Source organism: Arthrobacter sp. D3-18 (assembly GCF_054408525.1).
On sequence record NZ_CP096440.1, the window covers coordinates 1,396,769 to 1,417,540 of the forward strand.

General features: G+C 60.4%; 32 protein-coding genes. 28 read left to right on the forward strand and 4 right to left on the reverse strand.

Annotation, left to right across the window (positions count from 1 at the left end; all coding sequences use genetic code 11):
• Positions 1 to 15: 15 nt before the first annotated feature.
• Positions 16 to 141, forward strand: a complete 126-nt coding sequence (locus M1D89_RS08480; RefSeq protein ID WP_498649767.1) for a hypothetical protein — start codon at positions 16 to 18, stop codon at positions 139 to 141.
• A 37-nt stretch (positions 142 to 178) separates the two neighbouring features.
• Here M1D89_RS08480 and M1D89_RS08485 read toward each other — a convergent pair whose 3' ends face one another.
• Positions 179 to 1,612, reverse strand: coding sequence for a GH1 family beta-glucosidase (locus M1D89_RS08485; protein ID WP_498649769.1), 1,434 nt, complete (start codon positions 1,610 to 1,612; stop codon positions 179 to 181).
• A gap of 382 nt (positions 1,613 to 1,994) precedes the next feature.
• Between M1D89_RS08485 and rpsJ the strand changes: the two genes are divergently transcribed.
• The 23 genes from rpsJ to map all read left to right on the forward strand — a co-directional run bounded on the left by rpsJ (position 1,995) and on the right by map (position 14,872).
• Positions 1,995 to 2,303, forward strand: a complete 309-nt coding sequence (gene rpsJ, locus M1D89_RS08490; RefSeq protein WP_003803825.1) for a 30S ribosomal protein S10 — start codon at positions 1,995 to 1,997, stop codon at positions 2,301 to 2,303.
• Positions 2,304 to 2,320: 17 nt separating this feature from the next.
• Positions 2,321 to 2,971 carry a 50S ribosomal protein L3 gene (gene rplC / locus M1D89_RS08495; protein WP_011775595.1) on the forward strand — a complete coding sequence of 217 codons (651 nt, stop codon included), beginning with the start codon at positions 2,321 to 2,323 and terminating at the stop codon, positions 2,969 to 2,971.
• Positions 2,972 to 2,975: 4 nt separating this feature from the next.
• Entirely contained in the window at positions 2,976 to 3,593 is a 618-nt protein-coding gene (rplD, locus tag M1D89_RS08500) for a 50S ribosomal protein L4 (protein WP_091468992.1), read from the forward strand.
• Positions 3,590 to 3,895 carry a 50S ribosomal protein L23 gene (gene rplW / locus M1D89_RS08505; protein WP_011775593.1) on the forward strand — a complete coding sequence of 102 codons (306 nt, stop codon included), beginning with the start codon at positions 3,590 to 3,592 and terminating at the stop codon, positions 3,893 to 3,895. Before rplD ends, rplW begins: the two co-directional genes overlap by 4 nt.
• 29 nt (positions 3,896 to 3,924) lie before the next feature.
• Positions 3,925 to 4,764 (forward strand): 50S ribosomal protein L2, encoded by an 840-nt coding sequence (rplB, locus tag M1D89_RS08510; RefSeq protein ID WP_011775592.1) that lies wholly within the window; start codon positions 3,925 to 3,927, stop codon positions 4,762 to 4,764.
• A gap of 12 nt (positions 4,765 to 4,776) precedes the next feature.
• Positions 4,777 to 5,058, forward strand: coding sequence for a 30S ribosomal protein S19 (gene rpsS, locus M1D89_RS08515; protein ID WP_011775591.1), 282 nt, complete (start codon positions 4,777 to 4,779; stop codon positions 5,056 to 5,058).
• Between the two features lie 38 nt (positions 5,059 to 5,096).
• Entirely contained in the window at positions 5,097 to 5,462 is a 366-nt protein-coding gene (gene rplV, locus M1D89_RS08520; protein ID WP_011775590.1) for a 50S ribosomal protein L22, read from the forward strand.
• Positions 5,463 to 6,284, forward strand: coding sequence for a 30S ribosomal protein S3 (gene rpsC / locus M1D89_RS08525; protein WP_011775589.1), 822 nt, complete (start codon positions 5,463 to 5,465; stop codon positions 6,282 to 6,284). It begins immediately after the preceding gene.
• Positions 6,285 to 6,701, forward strand: a complete 417-nt coding sequence (gene rplP, locus M1D89_RS08530) for a 50S ribosomal protein L16 (protein WP_003803795.1) — start codon at positions 6,285 to 6,287, stop codon at positions 6,699 to 6,701. It begins immediately after the preceding gene.
• A 2-nt stretch (positions 6,702 to 6,703) separates the two neighbouring features.
• On the forward strand, positions 6,704 to 7,024 hold the full coding sequence (rpmC, locus tag M1D89_RS08535) for a 50S ribosomal protein L29 (RefSeq protein WP_014922387.1): 321 nt from the start codon (positions 6,704 to 6,706) through the stop codon (positions 7,022 to 7,024).
• Positions 7,021 to 7,317 (forward strand): 30S ribosomal protein S17, encoded by a 297-nt coding sequence (rpsQ, locus tag M1D89_RS08540; protein WP_011775587.1) that lies wholly within the window; start codon positions 7,021 to 7,023, stop codon positions 7,315 to 7,317. Before rpmC ends, rpsQ begins: the two co-directional genes overlap by 4 nt.
• A gap of 353 nt (positions 7,318 to 7,670) precedes the next feature.
• Complete coding sequence (gene rplN, locus M1D89_RS08545) at positions 7,671 to 8,039, forward strand: 50S ribosomal protein L14 (protein ID WP_003803789.1); 369 nt, start codon at positions 7,671 to 7,673, stop codon at positions 8,037 to 8,039.
• Positions 8,040 to 8,042: 3 nt separating this feature from the next.
• A complete protein-coding gene (gene rplX, locus M1D89_RS08550; protein ID WP_011775586.1) occupies positions 8,043 to 8,402 on the forward strand; it encodes a 50S ribosomal protein L24 in 360 nt (119 codons plus the stop codon).
• Positions 8,402 to 8,980 carry a 50S ribosomal protein L5 gene (rplE, locus tag M1D89_RS08555; RefSeq protein ID WP_011775585.1) on the forward strand — a complete coding sequence of 193 codons (579 nt, stop codon included), beginning with the start codon at positions 8,402 to 8,404 and terminating at the stop codon, positions 8,978 to 8,980. The genes rplX and rplE overlap by 1 nt, the downstream gene beginning before the upstream one ends.
• Positions 8,981 to 9,058: 78 nt before the next feature.
• Positions 9,059 to 9,457 carry a 30S ribosomal protein S8 gene (gene rpsH, locus M1D89_RS08560; RefSeq protein ID WP_011775584.1) on the forward strand — a complete coding sequence of 133 codons (399 nt, stop codon included), beginning with the start codon at positions 9,059 to 9,061 and terminating at the stop codon, positions 9,455 to 9,457.
• A gap of 18 nt (positions 9,458 to 9,475) precedes the next feature.
• Positions 9,476 to 10,012, forward strand: coding sequence for a 50S ribosomal protein L6 (gene rplF / locus M1D89_RS08565; RefSeq protein ID WP_011775583.1), 537 nt, complete (start codon positions 9,476 to 9,478; stop codon positions 10,010 to 10,012).
• 3 nt (positions 10,013 to 10,015) lie between these two features.
• Positions 10,016 to 10,399: a 50S ribosomal protein L18 gene (gene rplR / locus M1D89_RS08570; protein ID WP_011775582.1), complete on the forward strand. Its 384-nt coding sequence runs from the start codon at positions 10,016 to 10,018 to the stop codon at positions 10,397 to 10,399.
• A gap of 29 nt (positions 10,400 to 10,428) precedes the next feature.
• Positions 10,429 to 11,100, forward strand: a complete 672-nt coding sequence (gene rpsE, locus M1D89_RS08575; RefSeq protein WP_011775581.1) for a 30S ribosomal protein S5 — start codon at positions 10,429 to 10,431, stop codon at positions 11,098 to 11,100.
• A 2-nt stretch (positions 11,101 to 11,102) separates the two neighbouring features.
• Positions 11,103 to 11,309: a 50S ribosomal protein L30 gene (gene rpmD, locus M1D89_RS08580; RefSeq protein ID WP_011775580.1), complete on the forward strand. Its 207-nt coding sequence runs from the start codon at positions 11,103 to 11,105 to the stop codon at positions 11,307 to 11,309.
• The gene (gene rplO, locus M1D89_RS08585; protein WP_011775579.1) at positions 11,309 to 11,791 is read left to right on the forward strand and encodes a 50S ribosomal protein L15; all 483 of its coding nucleotides are present in this window, start codon (positions 11,309 to 11,311) and stop codon (positions 11,789 to 11,791) included. Before rpmD ends, rplO begins: the two co-directional genes overlap by 1 nt.
• A 184-nt stretch (positions 11,792 to 11,975) precedes the next feature.
• Positions 11,976 to 13,286: a preprotein translocase subunit SecY gene (secY, locus tag M1D89_RS08590; protein WP_017200273.1), complete on the forward strand. Its 1,311-nt coding sequence runs from the start codon at positions 11,976 to 11,978 to the stop codon at positions 13,284 to 13,286.
• 5 nt (positions 13,287 to 13,291) lie between these two features.
• A complete protein-coding gene (locus tag M1D89_RS08595; RefSeq protein ID WP_178997654.1) occupies positions 13,292 to 13,861 on the forward strand; it encodes an adenylate kinase in 570 nt (189 codons plus the stop codon).
• A 183-nt stretch (positions 13,862 to 14,044) separates the two neighbouring features.
• Complete coding sequence (gene map / locus M1D89_RS08600; RefSeq protein WP_498649778.1) at positions 14,045 to 14,872, forward strand: type I methionyl aminopeptidase; 828 nt, start codon at positions 14,045 to 14,047, stop codon at positions 14,870 to 14,872.
• 63 nt (positions 14,873 to 14,935) lie between these two features.
• Here the strand turns inward: map and M1D89_RS08605 are convergent, their stop codons facing one another.
• From M1D89_RS08605 to M1D89_RS08615, 3 genes are read right to left on the reverse strand one after another with little or no spacing between them, the layout of a single operon-like run.
• Positions 14,936 to 16,282: an ABC transporter substrate-binding protein gene (locus M1D89_RS08605; protein WP_498649780.1), complete on the reverse strand. Its 1,347-nt coding sequence runs from the start codon at positions 16,280 to 16,282 to the stop codon at positions 14,936 to 14,938.
• A gap of 52 nt (positions 16,283 to 16,334) precedes the next feature.
• The gene (locus M1D89_RS08610; protein ID WP_498649782.1) at positions 16,335 to 17,255 is read right to left on the reverse strand and encodes a carbohydrate ABC transporter permease; all 921 of its coding nucleotides are present in this window, start codon (positions 17,253 to 17,255) and stop codon (positions 16,335 to 16,337) included.
• A complete protein-coding gene (locus M1D89_RS08615) occupies positions 17,252 to 18,250 on the reverse strand; it encodes a carbohydrate ABC transporter permease (RefSeq protein ID WP_498649784.1) in 999 nt (332 codons plus the stop codon). Before M1D89_RS08615 ends, M1D89_RS08610 begins: the two co-directional genes overlap by 4 nt.
• A gap of 325 nt (positions 18,251 to 18,575) precedes the next feature.
• Between M1D89_RS08615 and M1D89_RS08620 the strand changes: the two genes are divergently transcribed.
• From M1D89_RS08620 to rpsM, 4 genes are all read left to right on the forward strand, one after another.
• A complete protein-coding gene (locus M1D89_RS08620) occupies positions 18,576 to 19,592 on the forward strand; it encodes a P1 family peptidase (RefSeq protein ID WP_498649786.1) in 1,017 nt (338 codons plus the stop codon).
• 194 nt (positions 19,593 to 19,786) lie between these two features.
• Complete coding sequence (infA, locus tag M1D89_RS08625) at positions 19,787 to 20,008, forward strand: translation initiation factor IF-1 (protein ID WP_011775571.1); 222 nt, start codon at positions 19,787 to 19,789, stop codon at positions 20,006 to 20,008.
• Between the two features lie 72 nt (positions 20,009 to 20,080).
• A complete protein-coding gene (rpmJ, locus tag M1D89_RS08630; protein ID WP_011775570.1) occupies positions 20,081 to 20,194 on the forward strand; it encodes a 50S ribosomal protein L36 in 114 nt (37 codons plus the stop codon).
• A 196-nt stretch (positions 20,195 to 20,390) separates the two neighbouring features.
• Entirely contained in the window at positions 20,391 to 20,768 is a 378-nt protein-coding gene (gene rpsM, locus M1D89_RS08635; RefSeq protein ID WP_011775569.1) for a 30S ribosomal protein S13, read from the forward strand.
• Positions 20,769 to 20,772 lie beyond the last annotated feature (4 nt).

Below are 20,772 nucleotides of genomic sequence, written 5' to 3' on the forward strand. Positions count from 1 at the left end.
GGAGAGGAGCGCACCATGGAATTCCTGATTTTCCTGGCAGTCATTGTAGCTATCGGCGGCGGCGTGTTGTGGGGTCGAAAGAACTTCAAGAGCGAGATCGAGCGCGCCAAGTGGATTCGCCGCGCCAACAAAAACAAGTAGGGCGACGTTCCGAACTGCAGGAGTTAACTCGGCTGGGCTATATGTGCCGGTGACGTGCGCGGCCCAGCGACCGGTACCAGTAGAACGAATCCTTCGGCGTCCTTTCCAAGGTTTCGAAGTCCACATGGACCAGGCCGAATCGCTGCGAATAGCCTGCCGCCCACTCGAAATTGTCCAGCAAGGTCCAGACGTAGTATCCGCGAAGATCCACGTCCTCGGCGATGCCCCCAGGGCCTGTCGCAGTCAGTGCATGGCCCAGGTGTTCTGCCAGGTAGGTGATGCGGTTCGTGTCCTGGACGGGTCCCTCAACGTGGGCAGGTTCGGGATAGCTGGCTCCACCTTCGGTGATGTAAATGGGAGGAAGTGCCTCACCGTACCGGTCCTTCATTTCGCGTAGCAGCAACGCAAGGTACTCCGGTGCTATCGGCCAGCCGAACCCGGTGGTCTCATACTCCTGGTAGGCGGCCAAGTGGAAGGGAACCTTGGTCATCTCCTGCGACCTTCCGGTGGGTATCTCCGCCGGACCAGGGCCTGCCGCGGCTTTCACCGGGTAGTAGTAGTTGAGCCCATAGAAGTCCAACGGTTGGCTGATCAGTTCAAGGTCGCCGTCGTGAACTGTACCTAGCGACCGGAACCACGGTTTCATGGGCAGGGGTGGCTTGGGGTATTGGCCCAGCAGTATCGCATCGGCATAGATGCGGTTGAGGATCAGGTCCAGCGCCTGCGCCATCAGCCGGTCGCCAAGACTGTTGCTGGCGGGCTCAACGGGGCAGTGCATGTTGGACACACCGATCTGTCCTTTGACGCCAGAGTTTCGGAGGGCCTGGACCGCCATTCCATGTCCCAGCAGTTGATGATGTGCGGCAGGCAGGGAGTCGAACAGCAGTTGCCGGCCTGGGGCGTGGACTCCCAGCGCGTATCCCTGCACGGTAACTGACACAGGCTCGTTCATGGTGACCCAGTGCTCAACGCGATCCCCGAAGCGCTCGGCTGCGGCTTGGCAGTAGACAGCGAAGCGTTCGGCAGTGTCCCTGTTCATCCACCCCCCGGCATGCTCCAACTCCAGCGGGGTGTCCCAGTGGTAGAGCGTGGCCATGGGGGAGATGCCTGCGGCAAGGAGTTTGTCTATCAGGCGATCATAGAAGTCCAGCCCCCGCTGGTTGACGGCGCCCTTCCCTCCAGGTTGGATTCGTGGCCACGAGAGCGAGAAGCGGTAGGAGTCGACTCCGAGCTCCTGCATCAAGGCGATGTCTTCGTCCGAACGGTTATAGTGATCGCAGGCCACGGTGGGGGAGCCGCCGTCGACTATTGCTCCGGGCTTTTCAGAGAACGCATCCCAGCCGGACGGTCCCCGTCCGTCAGCGGTCAGCGAACCCTCTATCTGGAACGCGGCTGCCGCGACACCCAGCCTGAACCCCGGGTGGAGGCGGGCGGCGAGATCTTCCACGGAGCCTGAATCCTGGGCGTTCATGACCCCATCATCCTCACCGGATGGAGGCCGGGCAATGGCTCCAATGGGTCGATTGGCCTTTACATCATATTTCCGCCATACTGGATGAGTTGTTCAAGCGCTTCTTCGTGTCCCGATCCGGATAATGCCGGGTGTCAGGGTCCAGGCTGAAGCCCAAACATAACCCTGAACCCCATGATTGCGGTCGAGTTTGCGTGGAAATCGCGACACGCCCGACCGCGGGGGTCGGTGCGCCGACAAGGTGAGGAACCCGGATTACTTCGGATTCAGCTTGTGCGGCGTGTGGTGGTAAATCCTCAAACGCTTCGGCGGCCACATCAACAGGTAAGTAAACAGAGCAGCCCTAACTAGAGCAGCACTAGCTGAAAGAGAGTCAGGCGACATGGCGGGACAAAAAATCCGCATCCGGCTGAAGTCATATGACCACGAGGTCATTGATGTTTCAGCGCGGAAGATCGTTGAGACGGTCACGCGCGCAGGCGCAACGGTAGTCGGCCCGGTGCCGCTGCCGACGGAGAAGAACGTTTACTGCGTTATTCGCTCTCCTCACAAGTACAAGGACAGCCGTGAGCACTTCGAAATGCGTACTCACAAGCGTCTGATCGACATCATCGACCCCACGCCGAAGGCTGTTGACTCGCTTATGCGTCTCGACCTGCCCGCCGACGTGAACATCGAAATCAAGCTCTAGGGAGGTGCTGAGAGACTATGACCGCAACCCGTAACGTAAAGGGCCTGCTGGGCACGAAGCTCGGCATGACCCAGGTCTGGGACGAGAACAACAAGCTCATCCCGGTAACTGTTGTCCAGGCTGACTCGAACGTCATCACCCAGCTGCGCAATGCAGAGGTAGATGGCTACGTCGCCGTACAGATCGGCTACGGCCAGATCGACCCCCGCAAGGTCACCAAGCCGCTGGCTGGTCACTTTGAAAAGGCTGGCGTAACTCCTCGCCGCCACGTCGTCGAACTGCGTACCGCAGACGCCGCATCCTACGAGCTGGGCCAGGAGCTCTCTGTTGAGATCTTCGAAGCCGGCCAGAAGATCGACGTCGTCGGCACCTCCAAGGGTAAGGGCTTTGCCGGTGTTATGAAGCGTCACGGCTTCCACGGCGTTGGCGCTTCCCACGGTGCCCACAAGAACCACCGTAAGCCTGGCTCCATCGGTGGCGCATCCACCCCGAGCCGCGTCTTCAAGGGCCTGAAAATGGCCGGCCGCATGGGCGCCGAGCGTCACACCACGCTGAACCTCACGGTTCACGCCATTGACGCTGAGAAGTCGCTGCTCCTTATCAAGGGTGCCGTCCCCGGTGCCCGCGGCCAGGTCGTACTCGTACGCACCGCCGTGAAGGGAGCCTAGTTAAATGACTAGCACTGTCAAGGTAGACCTGCCTGCAGAGATCTTCGACGTCCAGACCAACGTGCCGCTGCTGCACCAGGTCGTCGTCGCACAGCTCGCTGCTGCACGCCAGGGTACCCACAAGACGAAGACCCGCGCCGAGGTTTCCGGTGCAGGTCGCAAGCCGTTCAAGCAGAAGGGTACCGGCCGCGCCCGTCAGGGTTCCATCCGTGCTCCTCACATGACCGGCGGTGGCGTTGTCCACGGTCCGACTCCTCGTGACTACAGCCAGCGCACCCCCAAGAAGATGAAGGCTGCTGCACTCCGCGGCGCCCTGTCTGACCGCGCCCGCAACGGCCGCATCCACGTCATCGCTGAACTGGTAGCCGGCACCAAGCCGTCCGCCAAGGAAGCACTGGCTTCGCTGCGTGCAGTCTCCGAGCGCAAGAACCTGCTCGTCGTAATCGAGCGCGCCAACGATGTTGCTGCACTCTCCGTGCGCAACCTCGAAGGTATTCACGTTCTGTACGCAGACCAGTTGAACACCTACGACGTGCTTGTCTCCGACGACGTGGTCTTCACCAAGGCTGCTTTCGAGGCGTTCGTCGCTGACAAGGCCAAGAACGAGGAGGCCTCCAAGTGAGCGTAACCACCATTAAGGACCCGCGCGACGTCGTGCTTGCACCCGTCGTTTCGGAAAAGAGCTACGGTCTGATCGACGAAGGCAAGTACACCTTCCTGGTGGACCCTCGCTCGAACAAGACCGAGATCAAATTGGCCGTTGAGAAGATCTTCTCGGTCAAGGTTGACTCGATCAACACCATCAACCGTGCCGGTAAGCGCAAGCGCACCAAATTCGGCTGGGGACAGCGCAAGAGCACCAAGCGTGCAATTGTCACCCTCAAAGAAGGCACAATCGACATCTTCGGCGGTCCGCTCGCGTAGCGGAGACCACTTTAACGAGGAAATAAATTATGGGAATCCGTAAATACAAGCCGACTACCCCGGGCCGTCGTGGCTCGAGCGTAGCCGACTTCGCTGAAATCACGCGATCGACTCCGGAAAAGTCGTTGCTGCGTCCGCTGCACAAAACAGGCGGCCGTAACAACTCCGGTAAGATCACCACCCGTCACAAGGGTGGTGGGCACAAGCGCCAGTACCGTCTGATCGACTTCCGTCGTCACGACAAGGACGGCATCAACGCCCGCGTTGCCGAAATCGAGTACGACCCGAACCGTACGGCTCGCATCGCACTCCTGCACTACGTTGATGGCACCAAGCGTTACATCATCGCTCCTAACAAGCTGTCCCAGGGTGACTTCGTCGAGGCTGGTCCTGACGCTGACATCAAGCCGGGCAACAACCTGCCGCTGCGCAACATCCCGGTTGGTACCGTAATCCACGCAGTTGAACTGCGTCCGGGTGGCGGCGCCAAGATGGCACGTTCCGCAGGTGCTTCGGTACAGCTCGTTGCCAAGGAAGGCCGCTTCGCACAGTTGCGTCTGCCCTCCGGCGAAATCCGCAACGTTGACGTGCGCTGCCGCGCAACCGTCGGCGAGGTCGGCAACGCCGAGCAGTCGAACATCAACTGGGGCAAGGCCGGCCGTATGCGCTGGAAGGGCGTTCGCCCGACTGTCCGTGGTGTAGCCATGAACCCGGTTGACCACCCGCACGGTGGTGGTGAAGGTAAGACTTCCGGTGGACGTCACCCGGTTAACCCGAACGGCAAGCCCGAGGGCCGTACCCGCCGTCCGAACAAAGAGAGCGACAAGCTTATTGTTCGTCGCCGCCGTACTGGCAAGAACAAGCGATAGGAGCCTGGACACATGCCACGCAGCCTGAAAAAAGGTCCTTTCGTTGACCAGCACCTCTTTGTGAAGGTCGCACGGGAAAACGATAAGGGCACCAAGAACGTCATCAAGACCTGGTCCCGCCGTTCGATGATCATCCCCGACATGCTCGGGCACACGATCGCCGTACACGACGGACGCAAGCACATCCCGGTGTTTGTCACTGAGTCGATGGTCGGGCACAAGCTCGGCGAATTCGCTCCCACGCGGACATTCCGCGGCCATGTTAAGGACGACCGTAAGGGCAAGCGCCGCTAGGCGCCTGACTTTACGTCTTAGACGAGAGAAGGAAAGCAATGGAAGCCAAGGCTATTGCGCGTCACATCCGCGTAACGCCTATGAAGGCCCGGCGCGTCGTCAACCTTGTTCGTGGTAAGCAAGCGAATGAGGCTCTGGCAATTCTGAAGTTTGCCCCCCAGGCAGCTTCGGAGCCGGTATTCAAGGTACTTCAGTCGGCAATGGCCAACGCACGTGTCCTCGCGGACCGTGACGGCGTTGCATTCGACGACAGCGACCTCTTCATCACCGAAGCATTTGTTGATGAAGGCCCGACCATGAAGCGGTTCCAGCCGCGTGCCCAGGGCCGCGCCTACCGCATTAGGAAGCGGACCAGCCACATCACGCTGGTTGTCGCAACCCCGGAGAAAGAGGAGGCTCGCTAAGTGGGACAGAAAGTAAACCCGCACGGGTTCCGACTCGGCATCACCACCGACCACGTTTCGCACTGGTTCGCTGACAGCACCAAGCCCGGACAGCGCTACAAGGACTTCGTCCGCGAGGACATCAAGATCCGTCAGCTCATGTCCACCGGCATGGAGCGCGCCGGCATCGCCAAGGTCGAGATCGAGCGCACCCGTGACCGTGTCCGCGTGGATATCCACACGGCACGCCCGGGTATCGTTATCGGCCGCCGCGGCGCTGAAGCAGACCGCATTCGCGGCGAGCTCGAAAAGCTCACCGGCAAGCAGGTCCAGCTGAACATCCTCGAGGTCAAGAACCCCGAGATGGAAGCACAGCTTGTTGCCCAGGGCATCGCTGAGCAGCTGACTTCCCGCGTGGCTTTCCGCCGTGCGATGAAGAAGGCCATGCAGTCCGCACAGCGTGCGGGTGCCAAGGGTATCCGTGTTGCTTGCTCGGGTCGTCTGGGTGGCGCAGAAATGTCCCGCTCGGAGTTCTACCGCGAAGGCCGTGTGCCCCTGCACACCCTCCGCGCGAACATCGACTACGGCTTCTACGAAGCCAAGACCACCTTCGGCCGTATCGGTGTGAAGGTTTGGATCTACAAGGGTGACGTAACTGCCAAGGAACTGGCTCAGCAGGCAGCTGCTGCTCCGTCCCGTGGCCGTGCAGGAGACCGTCCGGGCCGCCCGGGTGGCGACCGCCGTCGTCGTAACGACCGTCCGGCAGCTGAGGCAGCACCCGCTGCCGTTGAAGCACCGGCCGCTGAAGCTGCTGCTCCGGCAGCAGAAGGAGGACAGGCTTAAATGCTTATCCCACGTCGAGTCAAGCACCGTAAGCAGCACCACCCGGGTCGTTCCGGCGCTGCAACGGGCGGCACCAAGGTCAGCTTCGGTGAGTACGGTATCCAGGCTCTCAGCCCGGCATACGTAACCAACCGTCAGATCGAGTCCGCTCGTATCGCGATGACCCGCCACATCAAGCGTGGCGGTAAGGTCTGGATCAACATCTACCCGGACCGTCCGCTGACGAAGAAGCCTGCCGAAACCCGTATGGGTTCCGGTAAGGGTTCTCCGGAATGGTGGGTCGCAAACGTCAAGCCGGGCCGGGTTCTCTTCGAACTCTCCGGTGTCAATGAAGAGGTAGCTCGCGAGGCCCTGCGCCTGGCAATCCACAAGCTCCCGTTGAAGGCACGCATTGTGCGTCGCGAAGGTGGTGAATAGAAATGGCAGTAGGGTCGAAGGATCTCGCACCCGCACAGCTGGACGGTTTCGACAACGAGCGTCTCGTTGAAGAACTCCGCAAGTCTAAGGAAGAGCTGTTCAACCTGCGTTTCCAGTCCGCCACCGGACAGCTGGAGAACCACGGTCGCCTGCGCGCGGTAAAGAAGGACATCGCACGCATCTACACCGTTCTCCGTGAGCGCGAGCTGGGCATTCGTGCCGAGGTTGCCGCACCGGTTGTGGAAGCCAAGGAAGAAAAGAAGTCCAAGAAGGCTGCCAAGGCTGAAAAGGCCGAGGTTGAAGCTGGAGAGGACGCCAAGTGAGCGAGAAGGAAACTGTGACGGAAGCAGCAGCCAGCGCTGAACAGCGCGGTTACCGTAAGACGCGTCGCGGCTACGTTGTCTCTGACAAGATGGAAAAGACCATCGTTGTTCAGGTTGAAGACCGCGTGAAGCACGCTCTGTACGGCAAGGTTATTCGCCGCACCTCGAAGATCAAGGCTCACGACGAAGAGAACACCGCCGGCATCGGCGACCTCGTTCTCATCTCTGAGACCCGCCCGCTCTCCGCTACCAAGCGGTGGCGTCTGGTGGAGATCCTCGAAAAGGCCAAGTAAATCCGACGCCGGGCACGCCTGGCAGTGATTCGCTGGAGAGGCCCGCATTCCCTTGGGAATGCGGGCCTTTCCGCTTCTCCAGCCGTTTCGGTTTCAGCCCGTAAACGTGCTAGGATATTGAGTTTGTATGGCGCCACTTATGCGTCGTCCACTACCTCGTAAACAATCGTGCCGCTGCATACTGCCCCGCGCAGAGTTTTCTGCAAGGGAAGCTGATGCTTGTGGCACGGGCGTTTAGGCCTGTACTGGCAAAATCCAGGCGGGTCAAGAGACACCCCGATCAACCGTTCCGCAAGGCTCATTCCGTATGCATGATTTCGGTCTGAGAACCGGCGCGACGCAAGGAGTAAAAATTGATTCAGCAGGAGTCGCGACTCAAGGTCGCCGACAACACGGGTGCTAAGGAAATCCTTACCATTCGCGTTCTCGGTGGATCCGGTCGTCGCTACGCAGGCATCGGCGACGTCATCGTCGCCACCGTCAAGGACGCTATCCCTGGCGGCAACGTAAAGAAGGGTGACGTCGTCAAGGCTGTCATCGTTCGTACCAAGAAGGAACGCCGCCGTGCGGATGGTTCCTACATCAAGTTTGACGAAAACGCAGCTGTGATCCTGAAGAACGACGGTGACCCCCGCGGTACCCGTATCTTCGGCCCGGTTGGTCGTGAACTTCGCGACAAGAAGTTCATGAAGATCGTTTCGCTGGCCCCGGAGGTGCTTTAGTCCATGGCTAAGATCAAGAAGGGTGACCTCGTTCAGGTCATCACTGGCGCCAAGCAGGAACGTGGCGGCGACCGCGGCAAGCAGGGCAAGGTCCTGCGCGTATTCCCGGACACCAACCGCGTGCTGGTAGAGGGAATCAACCGCGTCACCAAGCACTCCAAGGTCGGTCAGTCGCAGCGCGGCACCAAGACCGGTGGCATCGAGGTTGTTGAAGCCCCGATCCACGTTTCCAACGTTGCTTTGGTTGACCCGTCGACCAAGAAGCCGACCCGTGTTGGTTTCCGTCTCGACACCGTTGAGAAGGATGGCGCTACCAAGACCGTCCGTATCCGCGTGTCCAAGGCCACCGGGAAGGACATCTAATGACTGAGACTCTCGAGACTCCAGTAAAGATCGTTCCGCGTCTGAAGACGAAGTACGCAGAGACCATCAAGAAGTCACTGCAGGACGAATTCAGCTACGCGAACGTCAACCAGGTTCCCCGCCTGGTGAAGGTTGTAGTGAACATGGGTGTTGGAGATGCCGCCAAGGACTCCAAGCTGATCGACGGCGCTGTCCGCGACCTCACCCTGATCACCGGCCAGAAGCCGCAGGTAACCAAGGCCCGCAAGTCGATCGCACAGTTCAAGCTGCGCGAAGGCATGCCCATCGGTGCACACGCAACTCTGCGTGGAGACCGCATGTGGGAATTCGTGGACCGTCTGGTTTCGCTGGCACTGCCGCGTATCCGCGACTTCCGCGGCCTCAACGGCAAGCAGTTCGATGGCAACGGCAACTACACCTTCGGTCTGACCGAGCAGGTTATGTTCCACGAAATCGACCAGGACTCCATTGACCGCGTTCGCGGTATGGACATCACGGTCGTCACCACCGCCAAGACCGATGACGAAGGCCGCGCGCTGCTCAAGGCGCTTGGTTTCCCGTTCAAGACCGAAAACTAACTACGTGACAGGTCCGTCCGCGCAGGCTCTTAGGAGCAAGCGCAGCGGAAACCGGTACGAGGAAGGGCTATAGCCCAAATGACTATGACAGATCCTGTCGCAGACATGCTCACGCGTCTGCGCAATGCAAACTCGGCATACCACGACACCGTGTCCATGCCGTACAGCAAACTGAAGGCACGCGTTGCTGACATCCTGAAGGCAGAAGGCTACATTGCCGGCTGGAAGGAAGAAGACGCCGAGGTTGGCAAGAAGCTGACCATCGACCTGAAGTTCGGTCCGAACCGCGAGCGTTCCATCGCTGGCGTCCGCCGCATCTCCAAGCCGGGCCTCCGCGTTTACGCGAAGTCCACCAACCTGCCGCACGTGCTGGGTGGCCTGGGTATCGCAATCCTGTCCACCTCTTCCGGCCTCCTGACTGACAAGCAGGCCGGTAAGAAGGGCGTGGGCGGCGAAGTCCTCGCGTACGTCTGGTAACGGGAAAGGAAGAGAATAATGTCACGTATTGGACGTCTCCCCATCACCGTTCCTGCCGGAGTTGAGGTCAAGCTCGATGGCTCCGTCATCAGCGTCAAAGGTGCCAAAGGCGAGCTGAGCCACACTGTGGCCAGCCCGATTGAGGTCACCCAGGAAGAGAACACTCTCACGGTCACCCGCCCGAACGACGAGCGCAACTCGCGTTCGCTGCACGGCCTGACCCGCACCCTGATCGCCAACATGATCCAGGGCGTTACCGAGGGCTACGAGAAGAAGCTTGAAATCGTTGGTACTGGTTACCGCGTTCAGGCCAAGGGTTCTGACCTGGAGTTCGCTCTGGGCTACAGCCACCCGGTCAACGTCTCTGCACCCGAAGGCATCACCTTCGTAGTAGAGGGTCCGACCAAGCTCTCTGTTGCGGGTATCAACAAGCAGCAGGTCGGCGAGGTTGCTGCCAACATTCGCAAGCTGCGCAAGCCCGACCCCTACAAGGGCAAGGGTGTCCGTTACGCCGGCGAAGTCATCCGCCGCAAGGTCGGAAAGGCTGGTAAGTAAACCATGGCCATCGCAATTAACAAGAAGCGTTCGAACAAGAGCAAGTCTGCTGCACGCAGCCGTCGCCAGCTTCGTATCCGCAAGCGCATCACCGGTACGGCTGTACGTCCTCGTCTGGTCGTCAACCGTTCGGCACGTCACGTATTCGTCCAGGTTGTCGATGACAGCAAGGGTGTAACCGTGGCTTACGCTTCCACCCTGGAAGCTGACCTCCGCGCATTTGACGGAGACAAGACTGCCAAGGCCAAGCGCGTCGGTGAGCTCGTTGCCGAGCGTGCCAAGGCTGCAGGCGTCGAAGCTGTTGTCTTCGACCGTGGCGGTAACAAGTACCACGGCCGCATCGCCGCCGTCGCTGACGGTGCTCGCGAAGGTGGGCTGGCACTGTGACCGTTGAAAATAACGAAAAGGACACCCAGGTGACTGAAGCTGTAGCTGCTGAAGCAACTGAGACCGCACCCGCTACCGATGACCGCCGCGGCGGACGTCGTGGCGAGCGCGGCGACCGTGGCCAGGGCCGCGGCGACCGTGGTGGCCGTGGTGGCCGCGACGGCGGTCGTGAGGCTGAGAAGAGCCAGTTCGTAGAGCGCGTTGTCACCATCAACCGCGTTGCCAAGGTCGTCAAGGGTGGTCGTCGCTTCAGCTTCACCGCTCTCGTCGTCGTCGGTGACGGCAACGGTATGGTCGGCGTCGGCTACGGCAAGGCCAAGGAAGTTCCCGCGGCTATCGCAAAGGGCGTTGAAGAGGCCAAGAAGTCCTTCTTCCGCGTTCCCCGCGTTGGCAGCACCATCCCGCACCGTGTGCAGGGTGAGGCCGCTGCAGGTGTAGTCCTGCTGCGTCCGGCTTCCGCCGGTACCGGTGTTATCGCCGGTGGTCCGGTCCGCGCGGTATTGGAGTGCGTGGGTATCCACGACATCCTCTCCAAGTCGCTCGGTTCCTCAAACGCGATCAACATCGTTCACGCGACTGTTGCCGCTCTGAAGCAGCTCGAAGAGCCCGCTTCCGTGGCTGCCCGCCGTGGCCTGCCGCTGGACGAGGTTGCTCCTGCTGCTCTGGTGCGCGCGCTCCAGAACCAGAAGGCAGGTGTTTAGTCATGGCTAAGAACCTGACTCCCTCCGACGCCAAGTTGGAGATCACCCAGATCAAGGGCGTCATTGGCGCCAAGCAGAACCAGAAGGCCACCCTCCGGTCCCTCGGCCTGAAGCGCATCGGACACACCGTTGTCCGCAACGCTGACGCCGTGACCGTTGGAATGCTGAACACGGTTCCGCACCTCGTGAATGTAGAGGAGGCGAAGTAATGGCAGAGAACAAGACCGCCGAAGAGACTGCTGAGAAGCAGCACGCTCTGAAGGTCCACCACCTGCGCCCCGCCCCGGGTGCCAAGACCGCCAAGACCCGTGTTGGTCGTGGTGAAGGCTCCAAGGGTAAGACCGCTGGTCGTGGTACCAAGGGTACGAAGGCCCGCTACCAGGTAAAGGCTGGCTTTGCCGGCGGCCAGCTGCCGCTGCACATGCGCCTGCCGAAGCTGCGCGGCTTCAAGAACCCGTTCCGGGTTGAGTTCCAGGTTGTTAACCTGGAGAAGCTCAACGAGCTGTTCCCGGAAGGTGGCGTTGTCACCGTCGAGTCCCTGGTTGAGAAGGGTGCTGTTCGCAAGAACCAGCCCGTCAAGGTGCTGGGCACCGGCGACATCACCGTCAAGGTTGACGTCACCGCCCACGCATTCTCTTCCAGCGCTGCGGAAAAGATTGCTGCAGCAGGCGGAAGCACCACTGCTCTCTAAGAGCCAGTGGGGCAAATGCCCGTTGTAAAAGGATCCCGGTATGCGGGGCTTCGGCCCTGTATACCGGGATTTTTTGCTGATTGTGGACTCTCGATTATTCCGACGGCGTCACAAGCGGTTAGACTCGGTTGTTGGGTTTCATTGATCCCATCCACATCCTTGTACTTTCTACTCAGGAGGACGCTTGCTAAGCGCATTCGGCCGGGCGTTTCGGACGCCTGATTTGCGACGCAAGTTGTTGTTCACGCTGGGAATCATCACAATCTTCCGCTTGGGAGCTTTTATCCCCTCGCCTGGTGTGAACTACCAGAATGTCCAGCAATGCTTGAACACCGGTGACACCTCGCAGGGCATCTACCAGCTGGTGAACTTGTTCAGCGGCGGCGCGTTGCTGCAGGTATCAGTGTTTGCCTTGGGCATCATGCCCTACATCACGGCGAGCATCATCGTGCAGCTGCTCCGGGTGGTCATTCCCCGGTTCCAGCAGCTCTACGAAGAGGGTTCCTCCGGTCAGTCAAAGTTGACGCAGTACACCCGGTACCTCACCATCGCTCTCGGACTGCTGAACGCCACCACGTTGGTGTCGCTCGCCCGGTCCGGCCAGTTGCTGCCAGGCTGCAACCTGCCCATCATTCCTGATGAGAGCATCATGACCACCATCCTCATCATCATCACGTTGACGGCCGGCACCGGCCTCATCATGTGGATGGGCGAACTGGTCACGGAAAAGGGTGTGGGCAATGGCATGTCGCTGCTCATCTTCACCTCCATTGCTGCTAGCTTCCCCGGCTCGCTGGGCTCCATCTGGGAGTCGAAGGGCCCGGGCACGTTCTTCATGGTCCTGGCCGTCGGCTTGCTGACGGTGGCCCTGGTGGTCTTCGTTGAGCAGTCGCAGCGCCGCGTTCCGGTTCAGTACGCCAAACGTATGATCGGACGCCGCACAGTGGGTGGCACCAGCACCTACATCCCCATCAAGGTGAACATGGCCGGCGTCGTGCCTGTCATCTTCGCGTCCTCCATGCTCTACCTGCCCGGGCTGATTTCACAGTTCAACCAGCCGGCGCCAGGGGAGCAGATGGCCCCGTGGGTTGAGTGGATCAACAACAACCTCACCCGTGGCGACCACCCCATCTACATGGCGCTGTATTTCGCCATGATTGTGTTCTTCACCTACTTCTACGTTGCCATCACCTTCAACCCTGAAGAAGTGTCGGACAACATGAAGAAGTACGGCGGGTTTATTCCGGGCATCCGGGCGGGTAAACCGACCGCGGACTACCTGCAGTACGTGCTTTCCAGGATCACCTTGCCTGGAGCCCTTTACCTGGGCTTCGTGGCGTTGATTCCTTTGGTTGCACTCGTCCTGATCAACGCCAACCAGAACTTCCCGTTCGGTGGCACGTCAATCCTGATCATGGTGGGTGTTGGCCTGGAGACCGTCAAGCAGATTGATGCGCAGCTACAACAACGTCACTACGAAGGGCTTTTGCGATGACGAGAATGCTGATCATTGGACCTCCCGGTTCGGGCAAGGGTACGCAGGCTGAGCGGATTTCCGAGCGCCTCGGCGTAGTCGCCATCTCCACCGGCGACATCTTCCGTGCCAACGTAAAGGGCGAAACCCCTTTGGGCATCGAAGCAAAGAAGTACATGGACGCCGGGGACTTCGTTCCGGACAGTGTCACGAACGACATGGTTCGCGATCGCCTAAGCCAGAGCGATGTCGAAAACGGCTTCCTCCTGGATGGCTACCCGCGCACCACCGCGCAGGTGGACTACCTTGACCAGATCCTCGCTGAGGGTGAGCAGGAGCTCGACGTCGTGCTTCAGCTGACCGCCGATGACGAAGAACTGGTAACCCGCCTCCTGGGCCGTGCCAAGGAAACGGGCCGTTCGGATGACAACGAAACCGTCATCCGGCACCGCCTGGATCTCTACCACGAGCAGACCGAGGCGGTTGTGGCCAAGTACGCCGAGCGTGGCATCCTCACGCAGGTTGATGGCATTGGCGGTATCGACGAAGTTACCGACCGTGTCCTGACGGCGATCGAGTCGGCCAAGGCCGTTTAGTTTGTTCTCCACATAGCCGGTAAAACGGTGCTGGAGTGAGGGGTGTGTCCCGTACCGTGAGTGCGGGACACACCCTTTTCTTTTACACCCTGCTTTTCAATTTCGGCCAAGCTCCCGGGTACGGGAAAATGGTTGAAGCATGAGGCCTGATCGGTCTCTACAGCAAACCTTCCAGAGGAGATCATGGCGTTCGGTCAGCCCCGCATTGAATACAAAACCAACGAGCAGATGCGCACAATGCACCAGGCAGGCCTTGTCCTGAGCCGTGCACTCGACGCTGCCGTTGCGGCGGCAAAGCCGGGCGTCACCACCAAGGACCTGGATGACGTGTTCGCCGCAGTCCTCAACGATGCCGGAGCGAAGTCGAACTTTCTTGGTTATCACGGCTTCCCGGCCACCATCTGCACCTCGGTCAATGAGGAAGTAGTCCATGGCATCCCGGGCGGCAGGGTCCTCAACGACGGCGACATTATTTCCATCGACGGCGGCTGCATCGTTGAGGGCTGGCATTCCGACTCTGCCAGGACCGTGATTGTTGGCAACGTTGATCCCGAAGACCAGCGTCTTTCCGATGTCACCGAAGCAGCCATGTGGCGCGGCATCGCAGCCCTCGCCCAGGGCAAGTTTGTAGGAGACATTGGAAACGCGATCGATGACTACGTGTCATCCGTCCCCGGAAAGCCGTTGGGCATCCTGGAGGACTACGTGGGCCACGGCATTGGCTCAGAGATGCACATGGCACCGGACGTTTTGAATTACCGGACCAGTCACCGCGGCCCCAAGATCCGTCCGGGCCTATGCCTGGCCATTGAACCCATGTTGGTTCGCGGCGGCATCGAGACCGCTACCCTCGACGACGACTGGACCGTCGTCACCACGGACGGCAAGCGATCCTGCCAGTGGGAGCATTCGGTAGCTGTTCATGAGAAGGGCATCTGGGTCTTGTCCGCCCCGGACGGGGGAGCCGAGCAGTTGGCACCGCTCGGCGTCGTGCCTGTCCCCATCCCGTAACACCTGCAAATAAAGAGCTGGGCTACACAAGTAGCCCAGCTCTTCGCATATCCAGGACAGCAGTTATGCCTTGAGTTTGGGCTTCACATCCTTGGTGTAGATGCCCTCGAGGGTCTTCTTGAGCTCGGTCATGGTTGCTTTGACGTCACCTTGCTGCGTCAGGATCTTGGCCGCCGATTTGGCCATCTCCTGGTCAGCGCCCGGCAGGAACACCCGGGCATTGTCCTGAACCTTGGTGGCGGCGAGCTGGTCCATGGCGATCTTGATCTGTGGTGTTGCCGCAAGAACCGTCGACATGTCTGCTGAGAGCCTGGTGGGCATGTAGCCGGTGGCGGCCGAGAAAGCGGCCGTGTTCTCCGGTTCGGTGATGAACTTCAGGAAGGTCGCCGCAGCCAGCTGCTCTTCCTTGCTGATGCCGCTGGGGATACCGAGGCCCGCGCCGCCCGTGGGGCAGACGCCGCTGGGTGCCTCCGGGCCGCCAGGAAGGAAGCCGACGCCCACGTTGAACTTTGCCGCCTTCAGAACGCCAAGCAATGATCCCGTGGAGGAGATAGTGGACGAGGTGATCCCAGCGGCGAAGTCGTCAGCTGCCTCCTTGGACGAGACGCCGGCCCAACCATCCTTGTAGATGGAGTCCTGCGCCCACTGCAGTGCGGCGACGGATTGAGGGGAATCGCAAGTGATGTCCCAGTCCTTTGACCAGCTTCCGCCCCAGCCCCACAGGTTGTTCTGAAGGGTCCAGCCGGCGTACCCGGCCAAGGCAGGGTAGATGTAGGCGTACTGCGCCCCTGAGGTGGCCTTGAGTTTCGGTGCCCACTCTGCGAACTCTTGCCAGGTGGCCGGCGCCCTGTCGGGAAGTCCGGCGGCCTTGAAATGGTCCTTGTTGTAGTAGAACAGCGGCGTGGAACGGCCGTAGGGGAGCGCCCACTGCTTGTCCTCGTATTTGTAGTCGTCCACCAGCGACTTTTGGAAGTCGTCGATTTTGATATCCAGCTGCTTCACCAAGCTGTCGATGGGAATGATGCTGCCGTTGGAGTAGTAGCGGAACCACCAGACGTCAGAAAGGACTACCAGTCCCGGCAGGCCAGTCTTGGCTGCCTGGGACGTCTGGAACTTCTGGGCGATCTCTTCGTAGTTGGCGCCCGCCGTCACCAGATTGACCTTGATGTCAGGGAACTTAGCGTGGAACTTCTCGATAATCGCCTTCTCCACGTCCTGTGACTTACCCGGGTGGTTGGTCCAGAAGTCGATGGAGGCTGCGGGCTTTACCCCACTGAAGTCGATCGATGCGGTGTCGACGGCGTCTGCCGTACCCGCCGTCGACGGTCCGCCGCACGCGGCGAGGGCCGCAGCTCCGGCGCCGAGGCCTGCGAGTCCCAGGAAATGTCGGCGGTCAAGGTTGGTGCGCATGGTGCTTCCTCTCAATAACGTACTTCGATGCGAATGGTGCGGTTGGAGAAAATCAGCCGGTGACACTGCCTTGGGTCAGGCCGGCAACGATGTAGCGCTGGAGTGCTGCGAACACCAGCAGGATGGGCACGATCACCAAGACTGCTCCGGCCATGAGGATTCCCCACCCGGCACCGTTGCCCTCCGAGTTCTGCAGCAGGGTCAGGCCCACGGGGAGCGTCATGGTTTCTGGGCGGTCGGTGATGATCAGGGGCCAGATGTAGTCGTTCCATTCACTGACCACGGTCACCAGTGCCACAGTTGCGATCGATGGCACCGAGACCGGGACGATGATCTGCCACAGCCGGCGCCAGTGACCCGCACCGTCAATTTCAGCTGCTTCGAGGATCGACGCCGGCAGGGTCAGGAAGTGTTGCCGCAGCAGGAAGGTGCCGAACGCCGTCCCCAAGCCTGGAAGGATGATTCCCCACAGGGTGTTCTTGCCGCCCATTCCCGCGATCAGGATGTAGTTGGGCAGGATGGATACCTGCGCCGGGACCATGAGCGCCACCAGGATCAGCACGAAGATCACGTTCTTGAATGGGAAACGGACAAACACCAGCGCGTAAGCGGTGAGGATCGCCAGGATGACCTTGATGGACGAACCCACCACCGTAACGATCAAGCTGTTGGCGAAGAACTGCGCGAACGGAACCGTAGTCATGGCCGTGGCGTAGTTTTCCAAGTTCAAGGACTCAGGCAGGATTTTCAGGTCCATGGTGACGATCTCGCCCGGTTGCTTGAAGGAGCTCAACAACATCCAGAGCAACGGCAGGAACACCACAAGCGTCGCGATGACCAGAGGCACATAGCCGGTCGCCACTGTGCGGATGAAGTTGGCTTTGGAAAAGGGGCTCAGCGGCTCATTCGGGTTGGGCTTTTGGGAGGTCTCCTGCGGGGGATCAACGACGACGGCGGGTGCGGGCGCGCTCATGAATAGTGGACCTTTCGCTCAACGAACCGAAGTTGAAGAACCGTTATGATCAGCAGGATCGCGAAGAGAATCACCGAAATCGCCGCAGAGTAGCCTGCCCGGTTATAGGCGCCGAACGCTTGGAGGTACGCCTCGTAAATCAGCGTGCTGGTGCCGTTGCCCAGCGGGGTCATGATGCGGATGAGGTCAAAGGCCTGCAATGAACTCAGCATGGTGGTGATCAGCAGGAAGAACGTGGTGGGGGAGAGCAGCGGCATGGAGATGTTGAAGAATCTCCGCACGCTGTTGGCACCGTCCAAAGCGGCTGCTTCCATGACGTCGCGGGGCAGGGACTGCAGGCCTGCCAGATAAACCACGGCGCAGTAGCCCAGGTTCTTCCAGACGTACACAATGATGACCATCACCAACGAAAGCTGGGGATCGTTGATCCACTGCGGGCTCTGTTGTCCGAGGCCGCGCAGGACCCAGGCGAGCACTCCGTAGCCGGGATCAAAGATGAACAGCCACACCAAGCCGACACCCACGCCGGACAGCACATAGGGCGCGAACACAGCGGACCGGGCGAACGTGGTGCCGCGGACCTTGGAATTCAAGGCGAGGGCGACCAACAGGCCCAGGACCATGGAACCGCCCACCGTCACCAGCGTGAAAATCGCCGTAGTGCCAAGGACCTTGGAAGCGTCCTCATTGGTGAAGAAGGTGATGTAGTTCTGCAGCCCAACCACTGTGGCCGAGGCCGAGCCGAGTGTCCAATCCAACGTGGAGTAGTAGATGTTGTTAATCAGCGGCCAATAGGTGAACGTGCCGATCAATACCAAGTTCGGCAAGGCCATGGCAAGGAAGACCAGGAAGTCCTTGCGGCTGCGGCCGGACCATCGTCTTCTATCGTGGCGGGGCTTTGCTGCTGCAACTGGCACAACTGGCGCAACTGGCGGCTGTAGGTCTGGCCCGCCTGCAGGCGCAGCGCTGCTGCTGTGAATCTGTGGGGTGGTCATGAGTCACTAACGGTTTCGGACGAATGTGGGGCGCCAACTCCCGGACCGGGGCGGCGAAGACAGGCCTAGCTCACCACACCGAAACGCACCGATCGGACGAAAAGGGGGCACCGTACCGATAGTTGGCTGACACTTCCAGACCCGTTTACGCGGCGTTACCCGAGTGTTCGAATTCGAGGCTCGACTACCACTTTCGGCACGTGGTCCATCGTCTGACGGCGCGCTGCGACCCTCTGCGCGCTCGGTCGTGCCTGCCTTAGACGCGCGCTGCCGGGTCCCAGCGCACCTACAGTTCGTATTTGGTCCAACAGTGGACAATGGAGCCATGAATTCGATCACCGATGTTGCTGGCATACGGGTTGGGCATGTGCAGAGGGTGGGGGAGGGGTGGTTGTCCGGGGTCACTGTGGTGCTCCCTCCCGTGGGGACTGTGGGGTCCGTGGATGTGCGCGGCGGGGGTCCGGGGACCCATGAGACCGATGCTCTGGATCCGACAACGCTGGTTTCCGCAGTGGATGCTGTGGTGCTGACCGGGGGAAGTGCCTTTGGGCTGGCTTCTGCTACCGGAGCCCAGTTGTGGTGTGAGGAGCAGGGGAGAGGGTTTGCTGTTCCCGGGACTGTGGTGCCGATTGTGCCGGCGGCCGCCATTTTCGACCTCGGGCGCGGTGGCGACGTCAAAGCGCGACCCGGAGCCGACATGGGCTACCAAGCAGCCGCCGCAGCCTTCGCCTCCGGCGACCATGCCGCCGTCGAGCGTGGAAACGTGGGTGCCGGGACCGGGGCCGTTGTTGCGCGCGGCCAGTTCAAGGGCGGGATCGGTACGTCGTCCATTACTCTTGAAGGCGGGGTGATCGTTGGAGCCATTGCGGTGGTGAACGCGATGGGGGCGCCTGTCTTCGGGGCGGCGGGGCCGCAACACTCTACGCGCTCGGTCGTGCCTACCTTAGACGCGCGCCGCCGGGCCCCAGGCCCGCAGGAACAGCCGGGTGCGCCGTTCGCGACACCGCTGCAGGGGCTCAACACGACGTTGGTGGTGATCGCGACCAATGCCGTACTCGATGTGGCTGAGTGCAAACGGACTGCTTCTGCCGGGCATGCGGGGTTGGCCCGGGCGTTGGATCCGTCCCACACTTTGGCGGACGGTGACACCGTGTTCGCGTTGGCGACGGGCGCCGTCGGGCTTGACCGCAGTACTGAACAGGCGCGTCAGGTGTCGCTGATAACGCTCCAAAGCGCCGCGGCGGAAGCTGTTCGGCTGGCGATTCTGGACGGCGTCCTTGCAGCCGAAAGCGTCTCGACGGCGGCAGGTGACTTCCCCGCCTATCAGCCGGCAGGGGAGTGACGGCTGGAGGTAGGTGCGCTACCATAGACGGATTTAACTTTCCGGCCTCATTGGCGTAGAGTTATTTGTTGGTTGTCTGTGCAGCCACGCCCTTTTTAGTGTCGTGGTTCCAAGAGGGCCAAGCAAACAAAAAACGTCCGCTGGATCTTCGGTGCCTACTGGAGGACGGCGGCAAACAACAGTTAGCGGAGGATATGGCCAAGAAGGACGGGGTCATTGAGATCGAGGGCGTTGTGACTGAGGCGCTGCCCAATGCGATGTTTCGTGTTGAGCTCACCAATAAGCACGTCGTTCTCGCACACATCTCTGGGAAGATGCGACAGCACTACATTCGAATCCTCCCCGAGGACCGGGTAGTGGTGGAGCTGAGCCCATACGACCTCACACGTGGTCGTATCGTCTACCGCTACAAGTAAATTGCTGGGCGGCAAGGCAATAGTGCCTAAGCCGCTCCAGCAGATCAACTGCAAAACACGCAAAGGAACGCCATGAAGGTCAAGCCGAGCGTCAAGCAGATCTGCGACAAGTGCAAAGTGATCCGCCGTAACGGCCGGGTCATGGTGATCTGCGAGAACCCGCGCCACAAGCAGCGCCAGGGCTAATTCCCCCTTCGGGAATCAGCGTCCGCGAGGACAAACCTGGGCTGCTAGCCCACGCAAGTAAATAAAGGCAGCACAAGCTGTGCCAGGACTGCATTACAGAGCCTGGTCAGCGAACCCCCGGTCGGAGGCTGGGGCCACACTGAACGTGTGGGTGTACTGCCTACGACCTCCGGTTTATTCAAGGAGTACTGCCACTATGGCTCGTCTCGCTGGCGTAGACATTCCCCGCGAAAAGCGGTTGGAAATTGCGCTTACTTACATCTACGGCGTGGGCAAGACCCGTGCACACGAAACCCTGGCTGCCACCGGCATCAGCGCTGACGTTCGCGTCAAGGACCTGACTGACGCCGAGCTGGTCCAGCTGCGTGACTACATTGAAGGCAACTACAAGGTTGAGGGTGACCTTCGCCGCGAGGTAGCCGCTGACATCCGCCGCAAGGTAGAGATCGGCAGCTACGAAGGCCTGCGCCACCGCAAGGGCCTGCCCGTACGCGGACAGCGTACGAAGACCAACGCTCGTACCCGTAAGGGCCCGAAGCGCACCGTCGCCGGCAAGAAGAAGGCCGGACGTTAATCCC